We start from the raw sequence: 20085 nt of genomic DNA on the forward strand, positions 1-20085 counted from the left end.
CAGGAAGACGAACCAAGAACAGAATGGCGTAAAGTGAATTTTGATGCTGAAGATATTGGAGCATCAATTAAAGGAAATCCAGAGGAGCTTACGTTCGAGATCAACGGGATTACCTACAAACCATTTTACGAAACTTATGGTAAACATTCAGTATATCTGGATGTAGATCTTGAATAATTAAAAATGAAATATATAGGTAAAATATGAAGAATATATTACAGGTTTTTTCAATCCTCATATTGTTAGGTATTTTTAATACATATGGGCAAGAAGTTTCTCCTTATTGGGACAACCTTAAAGACCGGGAATCTACACTTGGGATCGAAGGAGGTTTTACTGAGGTAAAAACCGATGAATTTACACTAAAACTGGTAAATGCCTCACAAACCGTAGCGGGCTTATACCCAAATTCAGATCCAGATTTCGATTTTACTCCGGGTGAGCGTATCGAAATTCGTGATAAAGATGGCATTTATTACATTGGCGATTTAAACTTCAGAATAAAAGGAGAAGATGGCGAATGGAAATCTTTTTCTACGGCTAAGCATCGTAAAAAAGTAGAAGCTTTATCGGTGTCTGGTAATGTTTTAGCAGCCGCAGATCTAAGTAATACATTAGGTGAAGAAAATCCACTTAGTATTAAAAGATACTACGAGAAAAAAGACGGTGGTTTGGTATTACGTTTTGAAATTACAAACCCAACAAGCAAATCTGTTGAAATTGGTGCTTTAGGAACTCCAATGGCTTTCAATAACATTTTAGAAGGAAAGCATTTAGATGAAACGCATGCCGATAATGTATTTTTTGATCCATATATTGGGAACGATGCCGGGTATTTAGAAGTAAAACATCTTACAGGAGAAGGCGAAGCTTTATTGGTATTACCAGAAAACAATATGCCATTTGAAGCCTATCGCCCATTAAATGACGATCCTACCAATAGAAGTATTGTTTTTGAAGGTGTTCACGAATGGATGGCGCTTAGTAAAGCTTATGCTGAAAAAGAGTGGAAAGATAAAGACCAATGGAATAAACCAACTTCTTTAAGCCTTGGAGCAGGGGAAACGCAGAATTTCGCATTGAAGTTTGTATTGGCGCCTAGCATCAAAGAAATTCAGGATAAATTAATCGAAGAGCAAAGACCGGTAGCCGTGGGCGTGCCAGGTTATGTGTTGCCAATGGATGTAGATGGAAAATTATTCCTTAACTATCCAGAAGCTGTAGAAGAGATTTTGGTAGAACCAGAAGGAGCGATTAGCATTACTGAAATTGGAAAAAAAGGTGCCGGATTTACCGAATATGAGGTAAAAGGAAATATTTGGGGCAGAAGCCGTGTAACGGTAACTTATAAAGATGGTTTAGAACAAACGATCAACTATAAAGTGATTAAGCCCGAAATCGAAGTTGTTGATGATTTTGGACATTTTTTGATGACCGAGCAGTGGTTTGATCAACCTGATGAATTCTTCGGAAGAACAAACTCGGTGATCTCTTACGATTACGAAGATAAAAAACAAATGACTCAGGAAACCAGAGCATGGGTAGCCGGATTAAGTGATGAAGGTGGTGCTGGTAGCTGGTTAGGAGCCATGATGAAGCAACTTATTCAGCCAGAAAAAGCAGAGATCGAAAAACTGGAATTATTTATTGATGAAACACTTTGGGGTGGTATTCAGTATGATGAAGGAAAAAGAAAATATGGAGTTAAGAAAAGTATTTTTTATTACGAGCCAGATTCTTTGCCAAAAGGAACGTATCGTGATGATATAAACTACAACACTTGGGCAGCATGGAATAAAGAGCATGCCGGTGATCCAGGAAGATCGTATAATTATCCTCACGTTGCCGCCGCTTACTGGGTAATGTATCGTTTATCGAGATATCACGAAGGATTGGTAGACAATCACGATTGGAAATGGTATTTAGAACAGGCATATCACACCTCTGTTACAATGCCAGAATTAGCACCCTGGTATGCTGTTTTTGGACAAATGGAAGGAACCGTATTCTTAAACATTTTAAAAGATCTACAAGCAGAAGGATTAACCGAGATGGCGACCAGCTTAGAAGCTTCAATGAAGAAAAGAGCAGATCACTGGAAATCTTTAAACTATCCATTTGGTAGTGAAATGCCTTGGGATTCTACCGGGCAGGAAGAAGTATTTATGTGGAGTGACTATTTTGGGTATCAGCAAAAAGCAAATGTTACTTTGAATGCGATTTTGGCTTATATGCCAACAATGCCGCACTGGGCGTATAACGGTAACGCACGTAGATACTGGGATTTCCTTTACGGAGGTAAATTATCCAGAGTAGAACGTCAAATTCATCATTATGGATCTGGTTTAAACGCGATCCCTGTTTTAAAAGCTTATAGAAACAATCCAGATTTCTATTTATTAAAAGTTGGTTATGGTGGAACTTTAGGAGCGATCTCTAACATCACAAAAGATGGATTTGGATCTGCAGCTTTCCACTCGTATCCATCGACGATGAGAATCGATTATCTATCTGGAGATTATGGATCTAACTTCTTTGGTTATGCGATTAATTCGGCTACTTATATTACCGATAATGAAGATCTGGGATGGCTTTCTTTTGGTGGAAATATCGAAAAAGATGATGATAAAATTATCGTAAGCCTAACCACTGCTGCAAAAAGTAAGATCTATTTTGAACCAAAAGGATTATGGCTAACGCTAGATGCAGGTTCTTTTAAAGAATTGATCTACGATACCTCTTCAGGAGAAATAGAATTGGTTTTAAATGAGAAAACCAAGGATAGTCCGGAAGCTTATTTAAGATCGAATAAAGAATTAGATCTGAAATTCGATAAAATGAACGGTGCTTATAAAATTCCGTTAACTAAGGAACCAAAAACTGTAATTTTGAAATAATAGTTGTGTGAGTTAATTATTCAAAATGGTTTTTGAGTGTGTTTTTACATCAAAAAGAGAGGTTTTTATACCTCTCTTTTTTTAAGCGAACTTATTAAAATAGGATGACTAAACTTTGTGCAATATTATAAAGTTCAGTTAATATAATAGAATAGAAATATTTGGTAAACCATTATAATTGTATTGGTTAGATCAGCAAATATTAATGAAATTATTAAAATAACTATGTTGAAAAAAATCTTTTTCATTCTAATAACAGCTTTATTTTGTTTTCACCATATGTTAGCTCAAGAGAGTGTTGTGAAAAGTCCAGACAATAAAACTAGTGTAAGAGTTTTTATGAAATCAGGGGCCTTGAAATATACCGTTTTTAGAAGTAATAAGATCTTTCTTGAAGAATCTTCTCTTGGGGTAATGACATCTATAGGAGATTTTACTTCAAAATTAAAATGGGATACTTCAAAAGAAGAAGTATTCATTAAAAATTATCATTTTAACAAAGGTAAAGCCAGTGAAATTAAAGTTAAGGCTAATCAATTAACAGTAGATGTTTTAAATAATAACAAAGATACCCTTCGATACACCTTTCGAGTTGGAGATAATGATATAGCATTTAGATATAGTATACATACAAGTTCAAGAAAAACACGAATATCTATTACAGATGAAATCACTAGTTTTAATCTACCTGATATTTCAACTACATATTTAACACCTCAGTCTTTACCAATGATAGGATGGGAACAAACTAAACCATCGTATGAAGAGGAATATAAATTAGATGCAAAGCTAACCGAACCATCAATGTATGAAAGAGGGTATACTTTTCCAGCTTTATTCAAAATTGGTGATTTTGGTTGGCTACTTTTATCAGAAACAGGAGTAGATAGCAACTATCCTGGATCTAGATTAAGCGATAGCGATGCTAATGGTATATATCAGCTGGAATTTCCTCAATCTGAAGAAAATTCCGGTATAGGGAATTCAAACGCATTTGGTTCAATTCCATTTTATGCGCCGTGGAGAACAATTAGCTTGGGAGAGACTTTAAAACCCATTGTAGAATCCACTGTGGCATTCGATCATGTTGATCCTAAATACGAACCTGGTGCTGATTATGAGCTTGGAAGGGCTACCTGGAGTTGGATAGTATGGCAGGATGGCAGTATAAATTATGAAGATCAGATCAAATATATAGACTTGGCTGCAAGCCTTGATTTTGAATATGTTTTAATAGATAATTGGTGGGATACGGCTATCGGTAAAGAAAAAATTAAAGAGTTAGTAGCCTATGCTTCAAGTAAAGATGTAAAAATTCTTTTATGGTATAACTCAAATGGATATTGGAATGATGCACCGCAGACACCACAGGACTTAATGCATGAAGCTCCGGCCAGACAAAAAGAAATGCAGTGGATGAAAGATGTAGGAGTTAAAGGAATTAAAGTCGACTTTTTTGGAGGAGATAAACAGGTAACGATGAAATTATACGAAGATATCCTTACTGATGCAAATAACTATGGGTTAACCGTTACTTTCCATGGCTGTACCTTGCCAAGAGGCTGGGAAAGAATGTATCCAAATTATATAACTTCTGAAGCTGTAAAAGCTTCGGAAATGTTAATATTTGATCAGAATTATGCAGACAATTATGCTAGAAATGCCACTATATTCCCCTTCATCCGAAATACGGTTGGTGCTATGGATTTTGGTCCAGTCTTTTTCAAGGAAAGATACCACCGGGATTATAATCAGGGAAATATAAGAAAAACCAGTAATGCATTTGAGGCTGCTACAGCTGTTCTGTTTGTTTCTCCCGTTCAGCATTTTGGTATAACACCTGAAATACTTGATAGTCAGCCTAAATTTATAATTGACTTTATTAGAAAAGTACCAACTGTTTGGGATGAAACTAAATATATTAGTGGGGAGCCAGGTGATCACGTTGCCATTGCCAGAAGAAAAAATCAAAGATGGTATGTAGGAGTTGCAAATGGTCAAAATGGACCTATGAATCTTAAACTAGATATACCAATGTTAGCGGGTAAAAAGGTGGCTTTAATAGTTGATAATGAAAATGGTACTGCAGCATTAAAAATTAGAAATGTTAATAAAAAAGGAGTCTTGGATGTCTCAATGATAAAAGGCGGGGGATGTGTAATATATTCCCTTTAATCCAATTGAAAATAGTATCTAAGTTATAATTAAGATAAAATTACGCTATAAAAACATCAAAATGAATTTAAAACTACCAACTCATAGTTTCTTGTTATTTTTCGTATTTACCATTTGTTTTTCACAGAGAGCTTCATTTGCTCAAAAAATTGATCGTATGGATCAAAACACTGGAAATCCACTTTTACCTGGATGGTTTGCAGATCCAACGATTAAAAAATATAATGGTATTTATTACATATATGCTACAACAGATAATGAAATGTTGGCATCGGGTGCACCAACGGTATGGTATAGTAAAGATTTTTCTAATTGGTATAATTATACCATGGAGATTCCATCTCTCGAATCTGTAAATCTGCGAAACTTTTGGGCGCCTGATATTATTCATGCTAAAGATGGGAAATATTATTTGTACTTTGGGAATTGTCAGGCGGGTTGTAATATTTATGGATATGTTTCTGAAAATCCGACTGGACCTTGGGAAAAATTGCATGAAGATGATACCCCTGTAATCAAACATGGTTATCCTACTGAAGGATTTCCATCTTTGGATGCTCAGTTTTTTACGGATGATGATGGTCAAATATATGCCCATTGGGGAACTTGGGTTCATTATAATAAAGGATATGCAGTAGGACAGTTGGATAATACTAGAATGGATCAAATGTTCGATCCGGCTAAAATACCTTTAGATCAAACACCAGCACCTTTCGAGGCACCTTATATGATGAAAAAAGGTGAAAAATATATTTTAATGTACTCTGGAGGCTCTTGTCATGATGAAAGTTATAATGTTCGCTATTCGTTTGCTGAGAGTCCTTATGGACCTTTTACAGAAGGAGACAATAATCCTGTGCTGAGTACGAATAGTGATGGGAGTGTTCATGGTCCGGGACACCACTCCATTTTGGAGGAGGATGGTGATTATTATATAGTGTACCATAGGCACGATTATCCGATGACCAGAGGTGGTATGGCCAGACAAGTTGCTATTGATAAAATGATATTCGAAAATGATTCAACAATAAAAAAAGTAAACCCCGGTCATGGCAAAATGAAAGATTTAATTAAAGTTTCAGATGTACCAGATGATCTCGCTTTCAATACAAAAACAACTGCTTCTTCGCATTATTATTTAAACTCTTTAGAGTATGATTACGAATATCGTCCTGAATTTGCTACTGATAAAAACAATGCCACGATGTGGAAAGCAGAGAATAATCAGTATCCGCAGTATTTAGAAGTTGATTTGGGAGAAGAAAAACATATTGAGCGAATTATGACAAATTTTGAATTTGCAAGTTATTACTATCAATATGTAATCAAATATTCATTGGATGGAGAAAAATGGAAAATATTTGCAGATCGTTCATCCAATAGAGTACCTGGTAGTCCTATGATTGATGATAATGATATCGAAGCCAGATATTTGAAATTAGAAATACTAGGTACAGAAAAGACTGGTTTATTAGCTTCTGTTTGGAATTTTCAGGTGTTTAATTCCAAGTTTGATATCCCATTGCAATTGGAAAATAGAGCATCGGAAAATTCTCCAGCACCTATTAGTCAAAGAAAAAAGCTTATTGACATCAATTTTGGTAATATTGAACTAAATGATTCTAAACGAAGTATTAAAAATTCTGGAAGTTTAGGAGGCTTTTTTAAAGTCGAAGATAATGTTAAATTAAAGGAATTAAAAGGAGAAAGATTCTTTGATTTCAATGGAGGTAAACTTGTTTTTAGTGAACCGGTACCTGAGGTTTTAAACTGGAATGGTTCATTTACAGTTGCTACATGGGTAAAAAATCCTAAGGTTTCTAATCAGGGAGAGTTTTTAGCTTCTTGGTGTAATAGGAACAAGATAGGACTTGCAAATACTTATAACGCTATGGTATATAATAGTGGACCTTATGGGGCTGCAGCGCATTTAGATGGACATTTTGATATGTCTTTTAATGAAGTTCCCGAAGCCAATGAATGGCATTATTTGGTATTAACATTCGATGGAGTAGTTGAGAAAATGTATGTAGATGGTAAACTTGATAATTCACAAGTTATGCTACTTTCCTCGGCAATAGAAGATGCAAAGATTATAATTGGTGCTTCTGATATAGGCGAAAATTTTACTGGACAGATGGCTTCCTTTGGAATGTATGATTATGCATTAAACAATCATGAAATTTTAAAAAGCATGAATAAATATCGTCCAAACGAATTAATTTCAGATAAATAAATCAGCTGATCGTAAATACCTATTCTAAGCTTTATAATTGGATTGAAGAAAACCCGGGACTAAATTTTTTGGTAGCCGGGTTTTTTAACTCAGGATACCTTAAGATAGTTTGGCCTAAATTAAATTGACTTAGTTTTATAGAAATATAGCTACTTATTTAAATTTAAAGCGAATTAAAGCTTTAAGGTAGTAATTTTAGCGTTGAAACAGTTGGCGATATTCTGTAGGTGTAAAACCCTTTAATTCTTTAAATTTCCGGTTAAAATTTGCAATATTATTAAACCCACAGGAATATGAAACAGCGGAAATAGAAAGTTCTTTTTCCCTTCTGAGTGTTTTACATGCATGCTCAATTCGTATTTCAATTAAAAACTGAAGAAAGGTTTTATTTGTTCTTTTCTTAAAGTACCGACAAAACCCATTTTTACTCATATGGGCCTGATTTGCAATATCGTCCAGAGATATTGGATTTTGAAAATTATCCATCGCATATTGAAATACATTATTCATGCGGTTACCCTCCTCTTCAGTATAATCTTTGCTGTAAACAAAATTTGATAGCGCTAGCTTTTTATCTGATTTGATTATGCTGTCCAGAATGTAGAGAAGTGAGGCTAAACGTTCTATAGGGTTCTTATTTTTTAATACCTTAAAATGATTAAGTATTGTTGTATGGTTGGAACTAATTTTAATACCGTATTCTGAACTTTTAAAAAAAGCTTGTAGTTCTTGCAAATCAGTTAGTCTGAAGAATTCTCTTCCGAATGAGTCTGTAGTAAAAAAAAGCGTATACATCACAGATTTATAACTAAGACTATCGCTTTTAAATACGTGAGGAATATTCTCACCTATTATAAGGATGTCATTAGCTTGATATTCAGTTATACTATCTCCAACAATTATTGATCCGCTTCCTTTTGAAATAAAGCTTATTTGTATTTCTTCATGTTGATGTAATTGATCATAAAAATGAAATTCATGATCTTCTTGATATACCAAGGCTTCTTTTTGCGGTTTAGGAATTTTAAATGGTAGCACTTTCATAAATTAAATGGCATTGATTTCTAGTAAATATTGAAAAAAAAATAATTATAATCAATGTCATTGTTAATATGATATTAAACTCCGGTAATTTTAGATAATTATTTAATTGCTGAAACGTTTTATTTATTTCTCAAATATCCCCTAATCTTAATAAATGATAAGTTTTATTAAAGGAGTAACCATCAGTTTAAAGTGACTTTATAATTAAGTATATGTAAATTATTATCTAGTAGATCATGACTTATCATGATTGGATATGATTTCATCGTTCGTATTATTTTTAAAAATTGAAAAGTACTCCTTTTACGAGGTTTAAAAGGTTTTAGCAGTAAGGATAATTTAATGTTTGAAGTTAAAAATCGGATTATATATAACTAATTAATGGTTATGTTAAGAAAATATCAATAATGGGTAATTGGTGTTAATTTTTTTCTTAAGAATAAATTTATATTTATAAAACAAAATTTACAGTTTCGAAAAGCGCAAAGTCAAACTGTATTCGAATACTTAAGTATACCCCACCTATTTTATTAAGGGTTAGCCCTAAGGGCTAATGAAGACTTCATTATGAAGTCAGTTTGTAAAACAATACTAGATATGAATTTTAATTTCAGTGTATGGAAAAAAAATACAATTTCAGGATTTTAAAAATTTTATTTGTAATAATTACTACTTCATTGTTTTGTGATACTATTTCCGCTCAACAAGTTAGTGGTGTAGTTTCAGATGCAAAATTGGGAGAACCATTATTAGGTGTAACCGTTATAGAAAAGGGTTCTTCTAATGGAACTACTACAGATATGGATGGTAGATTTTCATTAAGGGTTCGAGACAAAAAAGGAGGAGCTTTAATTTTCTCATTTATAGGTTATAAAAGGGATACAGTTCCAATAGCTAACCAGGATTATATGAAAATAGAATTAAATGAAGAGTTAGGTCAGCTTAAGGAAGTAGTGATTAATGCAGGCTATGGGCAGATGAAAAAGGATATGACGACCGGATCAGTTGCTTCTATAAGTGGTGAGGATCTTCAAGATTTGCCCACAACAACCGTTGTAGAGGCTTTACAAGGTAGAATAGCCGGTTTAAACGTTTTAGGAACCAGCGGAGCACCAGGAGCACAGGGTATCATAACACTTCGTGGAAATACTTCTATGAATCCAGATACAAGAAGTCAACCTTTATATGTTATTGACGGAGTAATTATGGATCCTGAGGTGAGTGGTGCTGCACAAGCTGGATTGAACCCGCTTGCATTATTAAACCCTAACGATATAAAATCCATAGATGTGCTAAAGGATGCAGCAGCAGCTACTATCTATGGAGCAAGAGGAGCCAATGGAGTAATAATCGTTACAACCAAAAGAGCAAGTAGTAATAAACCACAAATTACCGTAAGAACCGAAATTGGAATGTCAACACGTCCAGCTCTTCGACCGGTTATGGTAGGTGCGGCTGAAAGACGTTTTAAGATGAATTATTTAAAAAATAATCTTACAAATCCCGAACAGAGAAGATTACTTTCCCTGATGCTAACAGATAGTTTAAATACAGCCTTTAATAATAATTCTGATTGGCAGGACATGTTAATACAGGGAGCACTTACTAAGGAAGGAAATGTTGCTATAAGTGGTCGAACTGAAACTTCAGATTTTCGAATGAGTCTTAACTATTATGATGAGGAAGGAGTTATCAAAAATTCTGGATTTTCTAGAATGTCGGCTAATTTGATGTATAATTTTAGACCTGTTGAAAAATTTAGAATCAACAGTAATGTTTCTTTTACTCACGTGGGAAGAAAGCAAGGTAATGGGGATTACCTGTTTCGTTTTTCCGGATGGAATTTTCCTTCATCATTTTGGCAAATTACTGAAACAGAACGAGAATATCATACAGGAGCTTTGGAGGATGTAAGAAATAAAAATGACTTTTTCCTTTTTAATGGTAACCTTAATTTACAGTATGATTTTAATAATCATCTAAAATTTACGAGCAATATAGTTGGGAATTTGAATTATAGCAGAGAGGATCGGTTTCAACCAGGGTATGTGGCATGGAATGGCATAGCAAATGCTACAAGTAATAGCAGTGATAATCGTTATTATTCTGTAGAAAATTACTTCAATTTTACTACAAAATTCAATACAGAATCTCATAATTTTAATGCAGTCATAGGTCAAAGTTTCGAAGAGCAATATTCAGCAAATACTTATTCACAGGGTCGAGATATACCGGTAACTGCTATTAAAACAATACAAGGGTTACCTGATAAGAATACAACAACGAGTACTTATAATGGTGAAAGATCTCTAGCTTCTTTTTTTACTCGTTTATCCTATGATTACAAGCAAAAGTATTTGATTTCTGCTAATTATAGAATTGATGGTTCCTCACGATTTGGAAGGGACAATCGCTGGGCCTATTTCCCTTCTATTTCGGGTGGATGGATAATAACTAACGAGAATTTCTTTCCTGAATCCAAAGCATTTTCTTTTGTGAAACTAAGAGGAAGTTATGGAATAACAGGTAGAGAGCCAGGAGGATTATATCAGTCTTACCAGGGTTTGAGAAGTGATATTAATTATTATAACAATATATATACGCAATCCTATGGTGGAGCTGGTTTTATCGTGCCTAATTATGTTGAAAATGTATCTTCTCCGGGATTAAGTTGGGAACAAACAAGTCAGACCAATCTCGGTATTGAATTAAGATTTTTGGAAAATAGAATCAGTTTGACAGGAGAGGTTTATGAAAGATACACGGCCGATCTATTATTCAGCAGGCAAATTCCAGCCATTACAGGATATTCAAATGCTTTGGATAATACTATGGATGTTTTAAATCAGGGTTGGGAATTAACATTAGGGGCTTCCATAGTTCAGAATGAAAAATTTAGATGGAGATCAGATCTGACTATCGCGCATAACGAAAATATTGTCGCCAAGACACCTGGGGGCAGAGATATCACTAGTGCCTGGTTCAGCGTATCTCAAGGAGGTCCTCTCTATAATTATAAAGTATGGGAAACAGATGGTGTATATCCTAGAACTTCAGATGTTCCGGTAGATCCCTTGACAGGAGAGAGGATGAGGCAAGGCTGGTCAGGAGGGAATCAGTATGAAGGTGGTGATCCAAGAAGGATAGATCAGAACAATGACTATATTATAGATGGTAATGATCTGGTATCTTATGGAAGTTCTGATCCCGATTTATATGGTGGATGGAATAATACATTCAATTATAAAGGATTTAGTTTATCAGTACAATGCAATTTTGTTTATGGAAGAAATATTCTAAACGGATATCTTTCTGATAAGTTGAATGGGGCATCTAATAATGCCAATAATATGTGGGGGAGCATTTCAGGTCCTGCCTCAGATCTTGGAGATTATTCATTTTGGATAAATCCCGGCGATGACACAGAGTATCCTAGAATTATTCCTAACAATATAGATCAGTGGAATATTCAAAGTTCTTCTTTTATTGAAGATGGAAGTTTTTTCAGAGTGAAATTCATAAATCTTGGATACTCCATACCCCGTGCCCTTAGTGAGAACCTAGGTTTGGATAGAGCGAGATTATGGGGAAGTGTGAACAATGTTTGGACATATTCAGATTCCACTTTATTGGATCCTGAAGCAGTAGCACCTAATGGTTATGCATCTGCCCAGGCTTACCCTGTTCCGAATAAATTTTCATTAGGTATTGAAGTTGCATTTTAAAAATTAGAACATGAAGATTAGAAAGAAGTACATATATATAGTTGTAGCATTGATATTATTTACCTCCTGTGAGGACTTTTTGGAAAAAGAACCATTTCATCAACCAGTGCAGCAAAATTTTTGGCAGACCTCAGAGGATGTTGAATCCGGTTTAAATGGTGCTTACGCATTATTGCGGGTGGCATTTAATGATAAGGTAGCTTATTATACTTATGGTGATGTTCCTTCAGATCAGTTTTCCTATACGGGTTATGAAGATTACGATAACATTAGAATGTATAATCTAGGGGAACGTTTAAATGAAAATAGTAGTTACAGGACAATGGTGCACATGAGGGACTGGACCAATTTCTACAAGGTGATTAATCATGTGAACACAATTATTGCTAAAACCCAAGAAATATCTGTAAATGAATTTGATTCTGAACAAGATAAAAATAATAAAATAGGTGAAGCTTATTTTCTACGTGGTTTTACGTATTTCTATATGACTCGAATTTGGGGAGATCTTCCACTGCTTACCGAATATATAAGAGATCCGGTAAATCAACCTTATGTGGCTCGTTCTCCTAAAGAAGAGATATGGGATCAGATAAATTCAGATTTAACTATGGCTTCAGATTTATTAACCTGGGGTTATAACCGCGGTGTAAATAATGCAATTAGAGGAAGTAAAGGAGCTACCTTAGCCACTTTAGCACATTTGCATGCCTGGCAGGGTAATTATGACCAAGTTGCAAATGTTACGCAAACCTTATTAGAGAATGGCGGATATGCACTAATACCAGGGAATCAATATGAAACAATGTTTGATAATCCCACCACTGAAAATATTTTCGAAATCTCTAGTCAGTTAGAAGATGAAGAAGAATTTCAGGAAGATGGTGAATTTACAATTGGTAGAAAACTGTTGAAATTTCCTTATACGGTTAGAGAATTTCAGGTTGAACCGGAATGGCGTTTTGATGTTAATAGGTTTAGAACTCTATTTAACGTTCAGGATGGAGAAACTAATGATTCTATACCTGACTTACGACTCCAGCAAGTGTTCGAAGATATTGGAAGTTTCATGCCAATAACGACTAAGTATGATAATACAGGTTTCGAATTTCCTGATGAAACAAGGGGCTTCTATGTAGATAATAATATAATTATTTTTCGCTTGGCAGGTATAATGTTATTAAGAGCAGAAGCCTTAGCCGCCATGGGACAAACAAGTGGTTCGATTGAACTTCTTGATCAGGTTCGTGCGAGAGTTGGTTTAGAACCCTATAATGGAGAACAAGAGCTGTTTACGGCAGTAATGGAAGAAAGAGCTCGAGAATTATGGGCTGAAGGGCATCGTTTTTATGATATGATTCGAATGAAAAGAGAGGTTCCAACATTCCAATTTTCATTTATCAATGATGATGATTTTCAAGCCGAAAAATATTACTGGCCCATAGAACCATTATTACGAACAAATGATCCAGAATTAGAGCAAACTGAATTTTGGAGAAGTAGAATATAGCACATTTTAATAATGAATAAAATTATGAAAAATTACTTTTTAAATATAGCTGTTATAGTATTTTTAGGAGGATTATTAATTAGTTGTGACGATTCCCCTTATTTAACTGATGAAGGTGTTCATGATCCAAATATTGAGGTGAGTAAAGTTGAATATCTAGAACAAAATGATTGGGAGTTGTTTGATACGCTCGTACTTTTGATCGATCACTATGATATGCGGGAAGAAGTAAATAACGCGGCTACATTTTTTGCAGCGACAGATTATGCTTTTGCATTTAACAATCAGCCTTTAGATTCCATTTATAGCAGATACCCTGCGGATACAATTAGAGATTATATATTTAATGAGCGGATTATGCTTGAAGAATTGGCAGAGCGTGGATCCCCACTTACTTTGAACAGTGCTTCGGGAAAAGAATTTCAGGTTTTTACAAGAACTGATAATGACTTTTTTGCGGGGGAAAGATGGAGTAGTGTAGAACCTGATTTTTTGTATTTAACTAAAATCATTGGAGAAAATATAGATCCTATCGGAGTAGACCCTATAACAATTCCATTTGAAGAAAGGGATATTAGTGTTAGAATGCAAACTCAGGGAATTATTGATCCCGATGGTAATATGATGCATGTAATAAGTAATACTCACAGTTTTGGTTTTAATTAATAAAAAGATGAAAAAAATAAAATTATATCAATGGTTAACTGTAATTGTGTTTATCGCTCTATACAGTTGTCAGGAAGAAGGAATTACAGATGGATATTTAAGCAATGATATTCGTTATGAAACTAATCCATTTGTGGTAAGACAAGGAGAAATAAGATCAAGTCCACCATTATCAGTATATGGTTCTACGGCTCCTGTTGAAGTGGAATTACTAGATATAAGAAGAGTAGGAAGCGAAGAAACGGCGGAAGCTTGGTTGCAAGATTATCCCACTCCTATATGGGTGGGGGCCATGGATCCAGAAGTTGATACAACCTTGGCAGCGATATTAGAAAATAAAATTGAAACCAGAGACCTTCCAGTGTTTAGAATAGAAGAAATTGGAGGACGTATAATGATTAGTAGTCAAACCTGGAATGTTGAACCCGGAGAATATACTATAGATGTAAGAGTAAGTAATTCTGCAGGTAGTAGGGTTGTAGAAGACGCTACTACCATAATAGTGGAGCAAGGACAGGATTATCGTTTAGGTTTCCAGGAATCTTTTTTTACGTCTGTTAATCAACCGCAGGGTTGGATATGGCGCCCTTTAGAGGTTGAGGTAAATTTTGATCCATCAGGATCCAATAAGATCATTTTAAAATGGATGGATAAAAATGGTGATTTTTTCAATCCGAGTGAGGGTGAAGTTATTAATGGTTGGACCGAAGGATGGAGACATTACTTTCAAGAAAATACACCATGGGGATACGAATTAACCGACGAAGCAATGATTTTTGAATTTCCTTACCCTCCATTTCCATCAAATCCTCAAGCCTGGGTTTATTCTTATAGAATTCCCTCACAGTTTATTAGCGAATATGGAGAAGAATGGTTCGCAGATATGGATTTCAATACCAGATTGCACGATATTAGAGTGTACAAAGATGGAACATATACATTTATTATAAAATGCAATGATATAGAAAGAAGAGACCCTAATGCTCCGGACCCAATTGTAGAAGAATCTGAAGTAGAAGGAGAATAGTTGTTTAAAATATGAGTTTGAATTAGCTAAGATTTTTAGGCATATCTTTTACAATTGAAACAACAGTCCATTGTTGAGCATTCAGTGGACTGTATTTTTTTATTAAGAATTGATCATAAATCACTTTTGACATCAATTTTTGTATAAAAATATTTGTTTCGTTTCCAGAAATTTTAGTTAAAATACTATTAGTTCTTTCTAAGTTTCTATGGTACATTTATTTAACTTTAATTAATATATAAAACCGTTACTTATGAAAAATTTAATTGAAAAGTCTCTATCTCTCTTTTTGCTTTTAGTGATTTTAGTATCCTGTGAAAGCGAGGAATTAATAGAACAAGATCAGGAAATAAATTATAAACAAAAGTTATCGGAGATTATAACGTTAAATCCGGTTGATGAAGCTTATTCCAAACAAGAAACTAGAAATGAATTGCCACCACTAAATTTTGATACTTATAAAGAAGCTTATGATTACTTTAAAGAAAATAAAACTTTTTATTCCGATACTCTGGTGTCAAGAATGGAACCTGTGAACTCGTTAGCTAATCAGTTAAAAAGTAATGACAACACTACTCTTTACTAAATAGTTAATGGTAGCACTTCTGTGCAGGGAGCTATAATTGGTAGTGTCTATATTTTCTATAATGTTCAGGTTGCCGGAACATTTTTTACTTACTTTAATCCAATTACACGCATTCAAACCTATTCAAATGGTAACTTACATATTCCAACTATCTCAAATATAACTGTTTCGTACTCAGGGTTACTTAATATTGTAGAGACGGGATATTCAGAAGGTTTTAATTACTGGATTAAACATTATACCCAGACTGTAGGTATAAAGGGAATTGAATATACACAACCTGTCAATGTAAGAAGTGATTATATGATTTATATAGCTTCTGAATTTCCTACTACAAACAGGCCTCAGGTAAATATTGCTTATAGCTTTATGGCAACATTTTTATAGAATGAAACAGATGATCCATTTTTTAGTAAAACATAAATTTTTAGGGCTTTTTATACTATGTGGCATACTTTTAATTTCGCAAAAAAATTACGCTCAGGAATTCGGGAATCAGGGAGAAGGGCATGTCATGATAAAAACCTATATGTCTTTCCAGCCTTTTACCCCTATAAATAATAAAGAACCATCTGTTAACTACGACTTTTACATAAAAGAATACCAGGTTCTAAGAGCACCTTTTGAGAAGGAAGAAGTTCATGATCCTCCTGAAACGGTAACTATGCACCGGGGATATAATGAAGCTGATGCTGCGGAAGACGTTCAAATAAAATTTTCATTTACTGCAAAAGTTGTTCAGCCAAAATATATTATAAATTTAAAAAAATCTGAGGTCTCTGTAATTAAAAATAAGAAAGATAGCGTATTGTTTTATCGCGAAGACCTTAAAGAAAATAAAGAAGACTTTTTTTATAGATATTTTTATCATAAAGAAAATAAAAACACAATTCAATATCAAGAAGATTCCACCCGTCTAATTGCAGGCAGACTTTGTAAAAAGGGATGGTTCTATTTGAACAGGACAGAAGAAAATGGGAACAGCAATAAAAAGGTACGTTTTTGGTATTCAAAAGAAACATCCCAACTTATATCACCACTAAATCATTTATTTAAATCAGATTTCCCTTTTCAGGTTTTTGCGGTTAGTTTGCCTATAGATACTGTGAAAAAAGGATACCTTAATTTTATGGTTGATTTGTTCGAGGAAGAACCTGTCAAAGTAGAAAAATTTGATTTACCTAAAAAAAAGATGGAGGTAGATCGTAAAACATGGCAGGAGATGTGGCATTAGGCGAAAGCTATCTAACATCATCGGAGTTTGGGTGCCAGGTAAGATCTTAAAATTATGTTGGATTTTTAGAATTTATGATATAAGAATAGGAGAGTTAAAGTTATACTTTTAGCAATTTTGATTTCTTATGAAATCGAATCAACACAAAACAATCCGAAATTAAATTGTAAACAAAAGCTATCTGAGGTTTCGACATTAAAAAATGAATAAAAAACCTATTCTAATCAGGAAACCAGGAAAGAATTGCTATCACTATATTTCGATACTTATAATGAAACTTCTGAACTCGTTACCGCTTTATGGTAAAATATTTATAAAATAAGAATGAAGCAATTTATTTTAATTTTAATCGGTCATAAATTAATAGAAGTTTTTACTCTATGCTGCCTACTTGCATCTTCACAAAAAAATTATGCTCAGGAATTCGGGAATCAGGGAGAGGGACATATTATGGTAAAAACTTACACTTCTTACCAGCCTTTTACCCCGGTAAATAATACTGAACCGCCGCCCATTGAATATAACTTTTATATAAAGGATTCTTTGGTTCTAAGAGAGCCATATGAAGAGACGAATTTTCCGTCTGAAAATAGTCAAAAAATAATCCAAGATGAGACTCGGGAAGACGTTAATATTAAATTTTCTTTTTCCGCAAAAGTCATTCAGCCAAAGTATATAATAGATTTAAAAGGAGCTGAAGTTTTCGTGATTCAAGTAATTAGAGACACGGCTTTTTTTTATCGGGAAAATATTAAGGTTAATAAAGAAAACATTTTTTATAAAGAATTTAATTGGAAAAAAAGCTTAATTCATTTTGAACAGAACAGCTCTAGAATAATTGCGGGCAGGAGATGCAAAATGGGATGGTTTAATTTGAATAGCGAGAAGAATATAGCCAATGTTAAAAAAATTCGTTTTTGGTATTCAGAAAATAAATCGCGTCCTATCTCTCCGCTTAACAATTTTATATCGGTAAATTTCCCATATAACGTTTTTGCTATAAGTCTTCCGATATCGGGAAATGGAAAGAATTTAAAAGATGGTTATCTTAATTATGAGATTGATCTGTTAAAGCAAGAACCCGTTAAGTTGGAAAAATTTGATTTTCCCGATAAAAGAAAGGAAGTAAACCGAAAAACCTGGTGGGAATTAAATATTCAGGAAGCAGCTGCTCAATATGAAAGAGAATTAGGCAATTAGATTTATTTAAAGTGATTTTAGGATCTATTCATTATTTGATTTACTAGTTTCATTTTTCAGAAAAGTTTAAAAATTTCAAACTATTAATTATTATCATATGTTTAATCTTCCCTCTTTATTTTTATTACTGAAAGTCGGTTACGTAGTACTAATATTATTGATTATATTTTTTCTATATAAATCAATTAAAAAGTTTCTTTCATTGAAACAAGAACAAAATGATTTACTTCGAGAGTTAATTAAAAACATGAAAAGTTAAAACCTATTTTACCATCAAGATTATTCCTTAGTAAATTTATCTAAAACAAACTTTAATGAAGGTGATGTGCAACAAATTACTCTTTTTGGTTTTTATAATCTTATTTTCTGCCAAAGAGTTAAACGCCCGCAATATAGAAGATAAACCACGTGTCATTGTTACAACTGACGGCGAGGCTGATGATAGAGCTTCGATGGTAAGATTCCTTTTAACTGCAAATGAATTTGATATAGAAGGCATAATAAATAGTAGTTCCCAATTTCATTGGGAAGGCGGGAAAGGTTGGAATGCATTTCATCCGGTTTCATGGATTGAAGAATACATTAATCTTTATGGAGAAGTCTATCAAAATCTCCTATTACATGATTCAGATTATCCCAGCCCGGAATTTCTCAAAAGCAAATGGAAGGTAGGTAATATCAAAGGAAATGGAGAGGATAATATAAGAACTGAAGGTGCTGAATTAATCGCAAATGTATTGCTAGATAAAAGTGACTCCCGACCTGTTTGGATTCAGGCTTGGGGAGGAGTAAATACAATCTCTAGAGCGCTTAAAATAATCCAGGAAGAACATCCTGAAAGGATGAAGGAAGTTGCAGGTAAAATGCGTTTATTTTTGATATGGGAACAGGATGAAACCTATCAAAATTACATTCGACCTAACTGGGAACATTATAATATTCCCATTATAATTTCAGATCAATTTGATAGTATGGCTTATATATGGCACAAAGTTTTACCTGAAGATATCCAGGTTTTTTTTAAAGCGGAATGGATGACGAAAAATATTATCAAGGGACACGGTGCATTATGTTCAGTTTACGAAAACAATCAGGGAGCTTTTAACGCAGAAGGCGATACTCCCTCTTTCCTTTATAATATCCCTAATGGGTTGCGAAGTATGGATTCACCTGGCTATGGTGGATGGGGTGGCAGATATAAAAAGATTCGTAATAATGTCTGGATGGATCCTCTTCCAGACTCAACTTATGCATATCCAAACGGACAACGAAGTATTCATAACAGTTGGTCTAAACAAATGGAAAATGATACTTTAAGCAAAAAAGTGGCTATAAGAAGAAATTATTTTAAACCCATATGGCGTTGGTTAGATGATGTTCAAAATGAATTTGCGGCTCGTGCAGATTGGTGTGTGAAAGATTATTCTTCAGCCAATCATCATCCAGAGATCATATTGAAGAGAAAAATGCTAAATATTGAAGCCAGCCCTGGAGACCAAATTACTTTGGATGCAGGAAAATCAATAGATCCTGATAATGATGATTTATTCTTCAGTTGGTGGCATTATAACGAAGCTGATTCTTACAACGGAAAAACCATTCCGAAATCAGATTTAGCTCGAACTACAATTACTATTCCCTTAGACGCCAAATATGGAGATACAATTCATATGATCTGCGAAGTTTCCGATTCGGGTGAACTGTCACTTAGCAGCTATAAACGGATTATTATTAGAATTAAGAAATAAAATATACTTTCTCTGTAGAGGAAGACAATCTACTAAA

General features: G+C 34.0%; 13 protein-coding genes. 12 read left to right on the forward strand and 1 reads right to left on the reverse strand.

Annotation, left to right across the window (positions count from 1 at the left end; genetic code table 11):
* Window positions 1-203: 203 nt before the first annotated feature.
* The 3 genes from BM201_RS13910 (at window position 204) to BM201_RS13920 (ending at window position 7308) form a co-directional block, all read left to right on the forward strand.
* Window positions 204-2897 carry a DUF5695 domain-containing protein gene (locus BM201_RS13910; RefSeq protein ID WP_175487047.1) on the forward strand — a complete coding sequence of 898 codons (2694 nt, stop codon included), beginning with the start codon at window positions 204-206 and terminating at the stop codon, window positions 2895-2897.
* A 183-nt stretch (window positions 2898-3080) separates the two neighbouring features.
* Window positions 3081-5072, forward strand: a complete 1992-nt coding sequence (locus BM201_RS13915) for a glycoside hydrolase family 97 protein (protein ID WP_245758645.1) — start codon at window positions 3081-3083, stop codon at window positions 5070-5072.
* A gap of 157 nt (window positions 5073-5229) precedes the next feature.
* Window positions 5230-7308, forward strand: coding sequence for a family 43 glycosylhydrolase (locus BM201_RS13920; protein ID WP_245758646.1), 2079 nt, complete (start codon window positions 5230-5232; stop codon window positions 7306-7308).
* 195 nt (window positions 7309-7503) lie between these two features.
* Here the strand turns inward: BM201_RS13920 and BM201_RS13925 are convergent, their stop codons facing one another.
* A complete protein-coding gene (locus BM201_RS13925) occupies window positions 7504-8352 on the reverse strand; it encodes an AraC family transcriptional regulator (RefSeq protein ID WP_092543670.1) in 849 nt (282 codons plus the stop codon).
* Between the two features lie 617 nt (window positions 8353-8969).
* Between BM201_RS13925 and BM201_RS13930 the strand changes: the two genes are divergently transcribed.
* The 9 genes from BM201_RS13930 (at window position 8970) to BM201_RS13975 (ending at window position 20048) form a co-directional block, all read left to right on the forward strand.
* Window positions 8970-12077 (forward strand): SusC/RagA family TonB-linked outer membrane protein, encoded by a 3108-nt coding sequence (locus tag BM201_RS13930; RefSeq protein WP_092543672.1) that lies wholly within the window; start codon window positions 8970-8972, stop codon window positions 12075-12077.
* Window positions 12078-12087: 10 nt separating this feature from the next.
* Entirely contained in the window at window positions 12088-13587 is a 1500-nt protein-coding gene (locus BM201_RS13935) for a RagB/SusD family nutrient uptake outer membrane protein (protein WP_092543674.1), read from the forward strand.
* 24 nt (window positions 13588-13611) lie between these two features.
* The gene (locus BM201_RS13940) at window positions 13612-14253 is read left to right on the forward strand and encodes a hypothetical protein (protein WP_139219240.1); all 642 of its coding nucleotides are present in this window, start codon (window positions 13612-13614) and stop codon (window positions 14251-14253) included.
* A gap of 7 nt (window positions 14254-14260) precedes the next feature.
* Window positions 14261-15280 carry a hypothetical protein gene (locus BM201_RS13945; protein WP_092543678.1) on the forward strand — a complete coding sequence of 340 codons (1020 nt, stop codon included), beginning with the start codon at window positions 14261-14263 and terminating at the stop codon, window positions 15278-15280.
* 253 nt (window positions 15281-15533) lie between these two features.
* A complete protein-coding gene (locus BM201_RS13955; protein ID WP_092543682.1) occupies window positions 15534-15866 on the forward strand; it encodes a hypothetical protein in 333 nt (110 codons plus the stop codon).
* Window positions 15867-15887: 21 nt separating this feature from the next.
* Window positions 15888-16253 (forward strand): hypothetical protein, encoded by a 366-nt coding sequence (locus tag BM201_RS13960; RefSeq protein WP_092543684.1) that lies wholly within the window; start codon window positions 15888-15890, stop codon window positions 16251-16253.
* Window positions 16222-17100, forward strand: a complete 879-nt coding sequence (locus BM201_RS13965; RefSeq protein ID WP_139219242.1) for a hypothetical protein — start codon at window positions 16222-16224, stop codon at window positions 17098-17100. Before BM201_RS13960 ends, BM201_RS13965 begins: the two co-directional genes overlap by 32 nt.
* Window positions 17101-17424: 324 nt before the next feature.
* Entirely contained in the window at window positions 17425-18300 is an 876-nt protein-coding gene (locus BM201_RS13970; RefSeq protein WP_092543688.1) for a hypothetical protein, read from the forward strand.
* Between the two features lie 314 nt (window positions 18301-18614).
* Window positions 18615-20048, forward strand: coding sequence for a DUF1593 domain-containing protein (locus BM201_RS13975; protein WP_092543690.1), 1434 nt, complete (start codon window positions 18615-18617; stop codon window positions 20046-20048).
* The last annotated feature ends 37 nt before the right edge of the window (window positions 20049-20085 follow it).

The organism is Zunongwangia mangrovi (assembly GCF_900112105.1).
Classification (GTDB): Bacteria; Bacteroidota; Bacteroidia; order Flavobacteriales; family Flavobacteriaceae; genus Zunongwangia; species Zunongwangia mangrovi.